The organism is Roseibium sp. M-1 (assembly GCF_054515675.1).
Window position 1 is genome coordinate 2,472,067 of record NZ_CM137257.1, and the last position, 11,408, is coordinate 2,483,474.

The 11,408-nt window shown below is 62.5% G+C and carries 12 protein-coding genes and 1 riboswitch; of the genes, 4 read left to right on the top strand and 8 right to left on the bottom strand.

What is annotated here, in order from left to right; all coding sequences use genetic code 11:
• Positions 1 to 37: 37 nt before the first annotated feature.
• From ACX3M4_RS11175 to ACX3M4_RS11210, 8 genes are all read right to left on the bottom strand, one after another.
• Positions 38 to 682: a cysteine hydrolase family protein gene (locus ACX3M4_RS11175; RefSeq protein WP_459358658.1), complete on the bottom strand. Its 645-nt coding sequence runs from the start codon at positions 680 to 682 to the stop codon at positions 38 to 40.
• Between the two features lie 20 nt (positions 683 to 702).
• Positions 703 to 1,170, bottom strand: a complete 468-nt coding sequence (locus tag ACX3M4_RS11180) for a MarR family winged helix-turn-helix transcriptional regulator (RefSeq protein WP_459358659.1) — start codon at positions 1,168 to 1,170, stop codon at positions 703 to 705.
• A gap of 339 nt (positions 1,171 to 1,509) precedes the next feature.
• Positions 1,510 to 3,102, bottom strand: coding sequence for an aminomethyl-transferring glycine dehydrogenase subunit GcvPB (gene gcvPB / locus ACX3M4_RS11185; protein WP_459358660.1), 1,593 nt, complete (start codon positions 3,100 to 3,102; stop codon positions 1,510 to 1,512).
• Positions 3,099 to 4,445, bottom strand: coding sequence for an aminomethyl-transferring glycine dehydrogenase subunit GcvPA (gene gcvPA, locus ACX3M4_RS11190; protein ID WP_459358661.1), 1,347 nt, complete (start codon positions 4,443 to 4,445; stop codon positions 3,099 to 3,101). The genes gcvPB and gcvPA overlap by 4 nt, the downstream gene beginning before the upstream one ends.
• A 234-nt stretch (positions 4,446 to 4,679) precedes the next feature.
• Positions 4,680 to 5,165, bottom strand: a complete 486-nt coding sequence (locus tag ACX3M4_RS11195; RefSeq protein ID WP_459358662.1) for an OsmC family protein — start codon at positions 5,163 to 5,165, stop codon at positions 4,680 to 4,682.
• Between the two features lie 3 nt (positions 5,166 to 5,168).
• Positions 5,169 to 5,540: a glycine cleavage system protein GcvH gene (gene gcvH, locus ACX3M4_RS11200; RefSeq protein ID WP_459358663.1), complete on the bottom strand. Its 372-nt coding sequence runs from the start codon at positions 5,538 to 5,540 to the stop codon at positions 5,169 to 5,171.
• Between the two features lie 28 nt (positions 5,541 to 5,568).
• Positions 5,569 to 6,720 carry a glycine cleavage system aminomethyltransferase GcvT gene (gene gcvT / locus ACX3M4_RS11205; protein ID WP_459358664.1) on the bottom strand — a complete coding sequence of 384 codons (1,152 nt, stop codon included), beginning with the start codon at positions 6,718 to 6,720 and terminating at the stop codon, positions 5,569 to 5,571.
• Between the two features lie 182 nt (positions 6,721 to 6,902).
• A riboswitch (glycine riboswitch) is annotated at positions 6,903 to 6,995 on the bottom strand.
• A gap of 141 nt (positions 6,996 to 7,136) precedes the next feature.
• Entirely contained in the window at positions 7,137 to 7,712 is a 576-nt protein-coding gene (locus tag ACX3M4_RS11210) for a hypothetical protein (RefSeq protein WP_459358665.1), read from the bottom strand.
• 194 nt (positions 7,713 to 7,906) lie between these two features.
• On the opposite strand from ACX3M4_RS11210, the gene ispH reads away from it, so the two are divergent.
• Genes ispH through ACX3M4_RS11230 form a run of 4 tightly spaced genes read left to right on the top strand, consistent with a single transcriptional unit; the run spans position 7,907 to position 11,285 of the window.
• Complete coding sequence (ispH, locus tag ACX3M4_RS11215; protein ID WP_459358666.1) at positions 7,907 to 8,905, top strand: 4-hydroxy-3-methylbut-2-enyl diphosphate reductase; 999 nt, start codon at positions 7,907 to 7,909, stop codon at positions 8,903 to 8,905.
• Between the two features lie 4 nt (positions 8,906 to 8,909).
• On the top strand, positions 8,910 to 9,875 hold the full coding sequence (gene thrB / locus ACX3M4_RS11220) for a homoserine kinase (protein ID WP_459358667.1): 966 nt from the start codon (positions 8,910 to 8,912) through the stop codon (positions 9,873 to 9,875).
• A complete protein-coding gene (rnhA, locus tag ACX3M4_RS11225) occupies positions 9,872 to 10,342 on the top strand; it encodes a ribonuclease HI (protein WP_459358668.1) in 471 nt (156 codons plus the stop codon). Before thrB ends, rnhA begins: the two co-directional genes overlap by 4 nt.
• A 16-nt stretch (positions 10,343 to 10,358) precedes the next feature.
• Positions 10,359 to 11,285 carry a diacylglycerol/lipid kinase family protein gene (locus ACX3M4_RS11230; protein ID WP_459358669.1) on the top strand — a complete coding sequence of 309 codons (927 nt, stop codon included), beginning with the start codon at positions 10,359 to 10,361 and terminating at the stop codon, positions 11,283 to 11,285.
• Positions 11,286 to 11,408 lie beyond the last annotated feature (123 nt).

Genomic DNA, 11,408 nt, shown 5'->3' on the forward strand with positions numbered 1-11,408 from the left:
CCGGCGCTTTCGGACTGGCGCTTTCTGGCGGATGCAATCAGGCAATCACCGCACCGGCCGTTTCCAGATCCCGTTTCAGCCCGGTCCACTTCTCCGGAAACCCGGTGAGCGTTGCCGATTCCCGGATCTCGACCCGGTATCCCCGGGCAAGCGCGCCCTTTGCCGTCAACTGGACGCAGTGGCAGGTGTCGAGCCCGACAAGGACCAGATTGCCGATTTTCCTGTCCGCCAGCCACGCTTTGAATTCCGCACAGGAAAACGTGTCGCCGATGGATTTCTCGAAAACCGGCGCCTCGCCGACGGCAAGTGTCCGGTCGAGCTTCAGCCCCACCCGTCCCGGCGTGCCGATGCCGTCCGCGACAAGTTTCATGGCCGCAACAACGGGCCACTCGCGGAAGACATTGCGGATGAAGGCGATGTCATGCCCTGCTGTACGGGCTGTAGCTATTTCCTTTGAGATTGCCGTCAGAGCGGCATCCCGCAGACCTTCGTCAAACGCGTGTTTGCCCGTGTTACGGGTGAAGTCCTCCTGGACGTCGATCACCACCAGCGCGGTCCCCGGACGCGATGCCCTGTCGATGGTTGTGCCTCTTGTCGGCGTGCCGACCTTTTTGAGGCAATAGGCCATGTAGGCAACAACGCCCAATACGGCGCCCCCTAAGAAAATCCATAAGCCGGTCACGGCAAATCTCCTGTCAGAATTTATTCAATGGCTCTCGGACGGTCCGGGTCGTCCTCGAAGACGGCAAAATGATCGAGCATGGCGCAGAGCACCCGCTGGGTGGAGCGAAGGTCGTCGTCCGAGAACAGCTCGCAAACCTTCTCGATCTCTTCGGTCTCCTTCGCCCGGATCTCGCCGAACCGGTCATGACCGGCCTCGCTCAGGGCAAAGAGCGGCGAGCGCTTGTGGGCCGGGTTCGGCCGGCGTTCCACCAGCCCCTCTGCTTCGAGCGCGTTGATCAGAAGCTGGATCTGCTGACGGGCGAGAAACAGCACCCGTCCGATATCCGGCACGGACATGGCGCCTGCCTCCTCCAGCACCTCCATCACGGCACGCGTCCCGACGGTAATCCCCGTCCCTTCCAGCTTCGCCTCAACGGCACGCGCCAGGCGCCGGTGCACGGGGCGGATCAGGCGGATGATTTCGTAAAGCTCGACGGACTTCTTCATGGGCACCTCATATTGACAATTCTTATGTCATTTTGACATTTGTATTGTCAATAAAATTTCAGATGGGCGCCTCATTCACTTTTGACTGGCGTTGAGTACCCCCACCCCTAGCCCCTCCCCACAAGGGGGAGGAGAACTCGCATCGATCCGGTTTTACCTCTGTGCCCCAACCATTTTGTTGCTTGTGTGGTGATCCGGACAAGCGGCAGTGCGGATCGACATGCACTGCCTTATCCCCCTCCCCCTTGTGGGGAGGGGCTAGGGGTGGGGGTCTCGCTGCAAAAGAAAAAACCCCGGCCGAAGCCGGGGTTTTCCATTCTCAAAGCTTGTCCGAAAAGCTTACTCGGCGGCTGCCGGGGTCACTTGTGCCAGCTCCGGCTCGGTCCACTTGAGGACCGGCTTGCGGGCAGCGCCTGTTTCATCCAGGCGGCGGCGCGGTGCCAGATACGGCGCGCCGGAGAAACGCTCCGTTTCGCCGCGCTTAGCGCTCATGACCAGGTCCCGCATGGTGGCGATGAAGAGGTCGAGGGCGGCCCGGCTTTCGGACTCCGTTGGCTCGATCAGCATGGCGCCATGGACGACCAGCGGGAAATACATGGTCATCGGATGGTAGCCCTCGTCGATCATCGCCTTGGCGAAGTCGAGCGTCGTGACGCCCGTGTCCTTCAGGAAACTGTCGTCGAAGAGCACTTCATGCATGCAGGGACGCTCGCCGAAGGGCAGGCTCATCAGGTCCTGCAGGCCGACGCGGATGTAGTTGGCGTTCAGCACAGCGTCTTCCGAGGCCTGCCGCAGCCCATCCGAGCCGTGGCTCATCATGTAGGAGAGCGCGCGAACATACATGCCCATCTGGCCATGGAAGGCGGTCATGCGGCCGTACGGCTTCTCGCCGTCCTTTGTCGCGGCTTCCGTCTCCACCAGCTCCAGATCCTTGTCGGTCTTGCGGATGAAAGGAAGCGGTGCATAGGGCGCAAGCCGCGCTGAAAGCACTACCGGACCGGAGCCCGGGCCGCCGCCGCCATGCGGCGTCGAGAAGGTCTTGTGCAGGTTGATATGCATGGCATCGACGCCAAGATCCCCCGGACGGGCCTTGCCGACGATGGCGTTGAAGTTGGCGCCGTCGCAGTAGAAATAGGCGTCCGCCTTGTGGATCAGGTCGGCGATCTGCTTCACTTCCCGCTCAAACAGCCCGCAGGTGTTCGGGTTGGTCAGCATGATCCCGGCAATGTTGCCCTCATGCTCGGCAATGGTCTTCTTCAGGGCTTCCAGATCGACGGTGCCGTCGTCCTTGGCATCGATGTTGACCACCTTGTAGCCGAGCAGCGCGGCGGTTGCCGGGTTGGTGCCGTGGGCGCTTTCAGGCACCAGAACGATCTTGGGATCGCGGCCGTTGGCCGTATGCGCGGCCTTGATCGCCATCATGCCGCAGAGTTCGCCATGGGCACCGGCCTTCGGGCTCATCGCGACCGCAGTCATGTTGGTGGAGACCAGCAGCCAACGGGCCAGTTCGTCGATCAGTTCCAGCGCACCCGGAACCGAGGAAACCGGTTGCAGCGGATGGATGTCGCCGAAGCCCGGCAGACGGGCCATCTTCTCGTTGAGGCGCGGATTGTGCTTCATGGTGCACGAGCCGAGCGGATAGAGGCCGCTGTCGATGGCATAGTTGTTGCGCGACAGGCGCACATAGTGGCGCATGGCCTCCGGCTCTGCGAGACCTGGCAGGCCGATTTCTTGCCTGCGCCTGAAGCTTCCGAGTTCGAAGTCCGCACCCTCATCTTCGTCGAGATCGACACCGGTGGTTTCCAGCGAGCCGAATTCGAAGATCAGCGGCTCTTCCATGTCGAGCCCGCGGTTGCCGGTGAAGGTCTTGGGGCGGAAGCTCTCGCCCGCCTCGCCGGCTGCGGTGGGGCGTCCCTGCGTGTTCATACTCATGCCAGCACCTCCTTCAGCGCTTCGGCAAAGGCCGCGCGGTCTTCATCCGTGTTGACCTCGGTCGAAGCAACGACCAGGAGGTTTGCAAGATCCTTGTTGCCCGGTTCCAGGCGCGAGACCGGCAGGCCGGCCAGAATGCCGCGTTCGGCCAGTTGTTCCACGACATCGGCTGCCACCTTCGGCAGGGCGATGGTGAACTCGTTGAAATAGGCCGAGTTCAGCACTTCGACGCCATGAACGCAGGAAAGCAGCTTCTTCAGCTTCACCGCGTTGGCGTGGTTGATGCGGGCGAGCTTCGTCAGCCCGGCCTGCCCCAGCAGCGACATGTGGATGGTGAAGGCCAGGCAGCAGAGGCCGGAGTTGGTACAGATATTCGACGTCGCCTTGTCGCGGCGGATGTGCTGCTCACGCGTGGAAAGCGTCAGCACAAAACCGCGCTTGCCTTCGGCGTCAACCGTCTCGCCGCAAAGGCGCCCCGGCATCTGGCGGACATACTGCTGGCGGGTGGCAAAGAGGCCCACGTACGGCCCGCCGAAATTGAGGCCGTTGCCGATGGACTGGCCTTCGCCGACGACGATATCGGCACCTTGCGTTCCCGGCGGCTCGATCAGGCCGAGGGAGACCACTTCGGTGAAGACAGCAATGAGCAGCGCCTTGTGCTGGTGCGCCTTCTCCGCGATCGGCTTCAGGTCGATGAGCTGGCCGTAGAAGGACGGCGACTGCACGACGACACACGACGTCTCGTCGTCGATCTGGGAGAGAATGTCCTCCGTGCCCGTCGGGTCGGCCGGAAGGCTGACGACCTTGTCGCCGGCCATGGCGGAGAGGCCTTCGACGACAGCGCGGTACTGCGGATGCAGGCCACCGGAAAGCACCGCCTTGTTGCGGCGGGTGATGCGGTGGGCCATCAAAACGGCTTCGCCGGTACCGGTGGAGCCGTCATACATGGAGGCGTTGGCGACATCCATGGCGGTGAGGCGTGCAACCTGGGTCTGGAACTCGAACAGGTACTGCAGCGTGCCTTGCGTAATTTCCGGCTGATACGGCGTATAGGAGGTCAGGAATTCCGAACGCTGGATCAGGTGGTCGACCGTTGCCGGCACATGGTGCTTGTAGGCCCCCGCGCCGACAAAGAACGGCACGGAGCCGGCAGAGGTATTCTTCGCGGCCATGGTGGAGAGCTTGCGCTCCACCTGCATTTCGCTGGCGCGTTTTGGAAGGTCCAGAAGGCCCTTCAGGCGAATGTCTTCCGGAATGTCGGCGAAGAGTTCGTCGACAGATTTGACGCCGACCCGTGCGAGCATGTCGCTGCGGTCAGTGTCATTCAAAGGCAGGTAGCGCATCAGGCAGCTCCCAAGGGTTTGATCTTCTTACGGACCGGCATTTGCCAAACTCCCGGTTCGTCATCCCGGGCGAACGGAGTGAGACCCGGGACCGGAGCGCCAAAAGCTTCCGGAAACGGGCTCCCCGGTCCCGGCTCGGCGCTTTCGCGCCGTCCGGGATGACGGAGGAGAGATTTGGACGCCGTCCAGAGCGAGGAGCCGGCCGCAAGGTCCGTGCGGCCAAGCCCCGAAATTTCACAGTGCGACGAGGCGGAAGGGTTCAGGTTCCACCGCGATCTCGCAGTTCACCGAATTGGCGATGAAGCAGACATCATGCGCCTTTTCGTGCAGGTCGGTCAGCCAGGTGGGATCCGGTTCCTCGTCCGCGGCCAGCGTGACCAGAGGCTTCAGGACGACCTTTGTGATCGCCATCTTGCCCCGGCCGACACGGCTGAGGACGCCCTGGGCATTGTCGGTGTAGCTGGCCACGTTGAAATTCGCACGCCGCGCGAGGTCCAAGAAGGACATCATGTGGCAGGAGGAAATCGCGGCGACGAACGCTTCTTCCGGATCGACTGCGGCTTCGATGGAGTATGGCAGCGGCACCACCGTCGGCGACGAACTTGCCGGGATTTCCAATCCGCCGTCAAAACGCCAGATGTGCCCGCGGGAATAGGCGTTACCGGCATAGTCGCCGTCGCAGGCCCATTCGATCCGTGCCGTGTAGTAATGCCCCGCCATGAATTACAATGTCTCCACGTATGCCTTGTAGGCAGCCTCGTCCATCAGTTCGCTCAACTGATCCGCATTGCCGACCTTCATCTTCAGGAACCAGGCAGCGCCTTGCGGGTCCTCGTTGACCTTGGCCGGTTCGTCCGTCAGCGCGTCGTTGGCCTCGACGACTTCACCGTCGATCGGGGCGTAGACTTCGCTGGCGGCCTTGACCGATTCCACCACGGCGGCCTCATCGCCCTGTGCGAGCGAACGGCCTGCCTCGGGAAGTTCGACATAGACCACGTCGCCGAGCTGTTCCTGAGCATAGGCGGTGATGCCGATGGTGGCGACATCGCCGTCAACGGAAATCCACTCGTGGTCCTTGGAGTAATAGGTTGTCATGATTTTCGCATCCGTTCTCTGGAAAGGCTTAAGGCTTGGGTTTGCGGTAATAACGGTTGGGAACGAAAGGCATCTGCGCGACCGTAGCGGGAAGCCGCTTGCCCCGAACGATCAGTTCGAGGGCTGTTCCGATTTCTGAATGGCCCGAGGGAACGTAGCCCATGGCGATCGGCGCGCCGACAGTCGGCGCAAAGCCGCCCGACGTGACCGTGCCGATCACAGCCCCGTCCGGCAGGGCAATCTCGGCGCCTTCACGGGCCGGGGCCTTGCCGTCAAGGCGCAGGCCAACGCGGACGCGGCCGGGCCCGTCCTCCAGTTCACCCTGGATACGATCTGCCCCCGGGAAGCCACCTTCCTCGCGGCGCCGCTTCTGCATGCAGAAGGTGATCGCACCCTCGACCGGCGAGGTCATTTCGTCGATGTCATGACCGTAAAGGCAGAGACCTGCTTCGAGGCGCAGGCTGTCGCGGGCGCCGAGGCCAATGGGCTCCACCCGGTCGTCCGCAAGCAGCGCCCGGGCGATTGCTTCGGCAGCGCCCGCCGGAACGGACATCTCGACCCCGTCTTCACCGGTATAGCCGGCGCGGGCAACGTGGCAGGCAATGCCGTCGAATTCCATCGGTGCGGCAGCCATGAAGTCAAGCTCGGCGGCGCGCGGCGCATGGGCGGCGACGGCCGCGACCGCTTCCGGGCCCTGGACCGCGATCAATGCCCGGTCCTCGATTACTTCGAGACGGACATTTTCCGGCAGCCGCTCCCGGAAATGGGCGTAGTCGACATCCTTGCGGGATGCATTGACCACCAGCATCAGCTTGCCGTCGTCGGCGGTGGAAACGGGACGTGTGACCATCAGGTCGTCGATGATGCCGCCTTCGTCGTTGAGCAGCACCGTGTAGCGCTGGCGGCCATAGCCGAGTTCGACGAAATTGGAAGGCGTGAGCGCTTCGAGAGCCTTGGCGGTGGTCACGTGATCGGGACCGATCAAGATGGCCTGTCCCATATGGGAAACGTCGAAGAGGCCTGCCCTGGTGCGGGTCTGCTGGTGCTCGGCCATGATCCCGGCCTTGTACTGCACAGGCATCGAATAACCGGCGAAAGGCACCATGCGGGCGCCCAGTTCGACATGAAGGTCGTGAAGAGGCGTTTGTTTCAGATCTTCGTCTGCAACGGTTTCCGCCATGAACGGTCCTCGTAGTTGGGGTTGCGCAGTCCCAAACCGGCCCGTTCAGGCTCTGGTCTGTCTGCACCCCCTCTGTCCGAGTACCTGAGAGATTTCCCGCCTGTGCCGCGAGGCGCCAGATGGTTACTCCTTCGGTGAGCAGTCCGCAAATCCTCTTGCGGAGCACTGCTTTCCAGAGCGTTGCAGCTCATGCGGTCCTTCAGCCTGAGAGTTTCCGGGGCGGTTGCTCCTTCGGCGCCGGGATCTTTTCACCCGGCCTCTCCCGCATAAACTTAAGCGTGTTGCCACGCCAACCAGGGGACGACCCTGATTGCGGCGCGATTGTGCGAGGCGGACATAGTCTTGTCAATATGCGACATGCGACCCCGGCAATTTTGCCGGTGCACAATCCGGCCCACTTCCAAAGACGCCGGAAATCAGCGGCGGCCTTCGTCAAAACCGAAGACGATCTTTACGCTTTCGTTTGGCGCGACGGTGAATTTCTGTTCGATCAGGGTCCAGGTCTCGGAGGGAGAATCGGCGCCGAGCGTGACCGGCACGTTGAGGACTTCCGACTTCAGCGGCTTCGTCTCGCCCCCCGCCACGATGGCGACGCGCAGCGGCAACACGATTTCACCACCTTTCCACGCCGGACCGGAGGTGACATCGCCGGAGAAACCGAGCTTCATGCGACGGGTGCCGTCCGGCTCCTGGGTACAGGTATTCGCCCAGTCCTTGACGGTCGCCTGGTAGAGAAGGCCTTCGCGGTCGTCCTCCTTGCCGCGGACGAATTTGCGGATCAGGAAAGTGTTCGACTGCAGTTGCATCGGCGGGCAAGGCACGGGCGGGGCAAAGGTTTCCGGCGAGATCTCGATCGGCTCCTGACCGCCGGAAATCACCTTTCCGGCCACGCCGTCCGCGCCGCCGCATCCACTCAAGACCGCCGCGCAAAGACCGGCAGCCAGGACCGTCTTGAGGCTGTTGCCGGTTACCGCTTGAAACGCACTGATCATCGTCTACCCATCTGACTGCATCGCAACTTGGCGCAGCTTCTTAACAGCTTCGCCAATACTTGGCGAGGCTTGTCGCGTGAATTGCTTGATCGGGCGCAATCAGGCTGAAATGGTGCGCACATCAGCGCACGTCCCTTGACAGCGCGGACCTGCAAGCCCTTATTGCGCGCAGAAAGCTTTGCCGAAAGAGCCTTATGACCGTGAGCAGTCAGCAAAAACCACCACTAGTCATCCACCTGTGCGCGCCGCGCGGCTTCTGCGCCGGCGTCGACCGGGCGATCCAGATCGTGGAACTGGCGCTGCAGAAATACGGCAGCCCGGTCTATGTCCGTCACGAGATCGTGCACAACAAGTATGTGGTCGACGGCCTGAAGGCCAAAGGCGCCGTCTTCGTGGAAGAGCTGGAGGAAATCCCCGCAGGCCATACTGACCGTCCGGTGATCTTCTCCGCTCATGGTGTGCCGAAATCCGTGCCGGAAGACGCGCAGACGCGCAAAATGTTCTATCTCGATGCCACCTGCCCGCTGGTGTCGAAGGTGCACAAGGAAGCGGAAATCCACTTCCGCCGGGAGCGGGAAATCCTGCTGATCGGCCATGCCGGCCATCCGGAAGTGATCGGCACCATGGGCCAGCTGCCAGAAGGCACGGTCACCCTGATCGAGACGGAAGCGGACGCACGGGCGTTCACGCCCAAGTCTGACCGGCAGCTCGCCTTTATCACGCAGACGACCCTTTCGGTCGACGACACCGCCGGCATCGTCGCCGTGCTGCAGGAGCGGTTTCCGGAAATCGCAGCCCCACACAAGGAAGACATCTGCTACGCCACCACCAACCGCCAGGAAGCGGTGAAACATGTGGCACCAAAGGTGGAAGCAATGATCGTGGTAGGCGCGCCGAATTCGTCGAATTCCCAGCGTCTGCGCGAAGTTGCCGAGCGCGCCGGATGCCGGGTAGCGGTGCTGATCCAGCGTGCAAGCGACATCCAGTGGCAGGATTTCGAAGGCATTGCTTCGCTTGGGCTGACCGCAGGTGCATCGGCGCCGGAGACTCTGGTAGAGGAAATCATCGAGGCCTTTTCCGGCCGCTTCGACGTCACCGTCGAGACGGTGCGGACCGCCGAAGAGACGATTTCCTTCAACCTGCCGCGGGAGTTGCGCGAATTCATCGCACCTTCCCAGGCGGCCAGCGGATAAAGACATGGCTGTTTATACGGAAGTGACCGATGAAGAACTGGACGCCTTCATCGGCAGCTACGATGTGGGGCGCCTGCTCTCCTTCAAGGGCATTGCCGAAGGGGTCGAGAACAGCAATTTTCTGGTCCATACCGACAAGGCCTCGTTCATCCTGACGCTTTACGAAAAGCGGGTGAACCCGGACGACCTGCCGTATTTCCTGAACCTTCTGCAGCATCTTGCCGCCAAGGGCCTTTCCTGCCCCACGCCGGTCGCCTCGAGGGACGGCAGGTTGCTCGGCACGCTGGCCGGCCGGCCGGCGGCGCTGGTTACCTTTCTGGAAGGCATGTGGGTTAAGCGACCCCGCACCGACCATTGCGCCGAGCTCGGCCGCGCCATGGCCGAGCTGCACATCGACGGCAGCGATTATGACGGCTTCCGCAAGAACGCGCTCGATGTCAGCGGCTGGCGGCCGCTGTTCGAGCAATGTGGATCCCGCAGCGACAGCGTGCATCCTGGCCTCGGTGATGAGATCGCCCGTGAACTCGATCACCTCGAGAAGACCTGGCCGGCGGATCTGCCGGGCGGCGTCATCCATGCGGATCTCTTTCCCGACAATGTCTTCTTCCTGCGCAACGAGCTGTCAGGGTTGATCGACTTCTATTTCGCCTGCAACGATGCCTTTGCCTATGACATCGCCATCTGCCTCAATGCCTGGTGCTTCGAACAGGACCTCTCCTTCAACGTGACCAAGGCCAAGGCACTCCTGAAGGGCTATGCCGCAGTCAGGCCGCTGAACGCTGCCGAATTCGATGCCCTGCCGACGCTCTGCCGCGGAGCTGCGCTGCGCTTTCTGCTGACCAGACTCTACGACTGGCTGAGCGTGCCGGAAGGCGCGCTGGTAACGCCGAAGGACCCGATGGAATATCTGAAGAAACTCCGCTTCCACCAGGGGATCGACAGCGCGGAAGCCTACGGGCTGGTGCGATGACGGAGGCAAACCGCGTCACGATCTATACGGACGGCGCCTGCTCGGGAAATCCGGGGCCGGGCGGCTGGGGCGTCATCCTGCGTTTCGGAGCGCATGAAAAGGAACTCTCCGGCGGCGAGGCGCAGACCACCAACAACCGCATGGAGCTGACAGCCGCGATCGAGGCACTCAACGCCCTCAAACGCCCCTGTGCCGTCGACCTTTACACCGACAGCACCTATGTGCGCAGCGGCATCAAGGAATGGATGTATGGCTGGAAGCGCCGGGACTGGCGCACCGCCGACAACAAGCCCGTGAAAAACGCCGACCTGTGGCAGGCCCTTGATGCAGCGAGGGAACGCCACGACGTCACCTGGCACTGGGTGAAGGGGCATGCGGGCCATCCGGACAACGAACGCGCCGATGAACTGGCGCGCGGCGGCATGGCCCCTTATAAGGGCGGCAACAAACAAGCGAATCCTGCCTGATTGCAGAGGATTTTGAGTGAGACTGTTCTCCTGGTCCGGTCCGTCAACACGACGCAGCATGGTTCCCGACATGGCCGGCACCGTGCTGATCGTCGCCAATCCGACATCCGGCGGCTACAAGCCCGAGCTTCTGGACGATGTGCGCAAGCGCCTGGAAGATCTTGGCTGCCGCACCGAGATCCGGTTGACGACCCATGCCGGTGAAATCGGCAAGATCTGCTCCGATCCTGCCCTGCCGGTACAGACGCTGGTGGTGGCCGGCGGAGACGGCAGCGTCAACGAGGCGCTCACCGGATTTCAGGACCACCCCGCCCCGCCGCAACTGGCCGTGATCCCCTTCGGCACTGCAAATGTGCTGGCCCTTGAACTGGGCCTGCCGCGAAATCCCAAAGCCATTGCCGACATGATCCGCTCCGGCAAGACACGTCCGCTTCATTATGGTCTCGCCAACGGCCGGCCGTTTGTGCTGATGGCTTCGGCCGGTTTCGACGCGGAGGTCGTCCATGCTGTGCCGCTGGCGCTGAAACGGCGTCTCGGCAAGCTCGCCTATGTCATTACCGCACTGAAAGCAGGGTTCGGCCGCAAGGGCGCGTCGCTGACGGTGACGCTCGACGGGACAACGCAAGTGACTGGAAAGCTGGCGGTTGCCAGCAACGCCAGCCACTACGGCGGCCCTTTCGTTATCTGCCCGGGCGGTGCGACCGATCCGGGTCTTCACATGCTGGTTCTGGAACGGGACGACCCATGGTCGTCCTTCTGTTATGGCATCGCCCTGATGCTGGGCCGCATTCACAAGGCCAGAGGCGCCCTCGTCAAACCCTTCACCTCCGCAATGATCGAGGCGGTCGCACCCGTCGCCGCCCAGGTCGATGGCGACCCCTTCGGTGCAACACCGCTGGAGATCAGCCAGACAGACCGGACGGTGCCGGTGCTGGTGCCTTAGCCGCCTCGCCTCGCACCTCCCATTCCTCACGTCATTCCGGACAAGGGAAGCGAAACCAGCCGATAGCGCACAGCGTCACCCCGGGTGAGCTTTGCGAGACCCGGGGCCTGCTCGTTTCCAGTG

Bases quoted from the DNA above. Each gene is read 5' to 3' on its own strand.
- ACX3M4_RS11180 (WP_459358659.1), bottom strand. From the start codon at position 1,170: ATGAAGAAGTCCGTCGAGCTTTACGAAATCATCCGCCTGATCCGCCCC.
- gcvPB (WP_459358660.1), bottom strand. From the start codon at position 3,102: ATGAGTATGAACACGCAGGGACGCCCCACCGCAGCCGGCGAGGCGGGC.
- gcvPA (WP_459358661.1), bottom strand. From the start codon at position 4,445: ATGCGCTACCTGCCTTTGAATGACACTGACCGCAGCGACATGCTCGCA.
- ACX3M4_RS11195 (WP_459358662.1), bottom strand. From the start codon at position 5,165: ATGGCGGGGCATTACTACACGGCACGGATCGAATGGGCCTGCGACGGC.
- gcvH (WP_459358663.1), bottom strand. From the start codon at position 5,540: ATGACAACCTATTACTCCAAGGACCACGAGTGGATTTCCGTTGACGGC.
- gcvT (WP_459358664.1), bottom strand. From the start codon at position 6,720: ATGGCGGAAACCGTTGCAGACGAAGATCTGAAACAAACGCCTCTTCAC.
- ACX3M4_RS11210 (WP_459358665.1), bottom strand. From the start codon at position 7,712: ATGATCAGTGCGTTTCAAGCGGTAACCGGCAACAGCCTCAAGACGGTC.
- ispH (WP_459358666.1), top strand. From the start codon at position 7,907: ATGACCGTGAGCAGTCAGCAAAAACCACCACTAGTCATCCACCTGTGC.
- thrB (WP_459358667.1), top strand. From the start codon at position 8,910: ATGGCTGTTTATACGGAAGTGACCGATGAAGAACTGGACGCCTTCATC.
- rnhA (WP_459358668.1), top strand. From the start codon at position 9,872: ATGACGGAGGCAAACCGCGTCACGATCTATACGGACGGCGCCTGCTCG.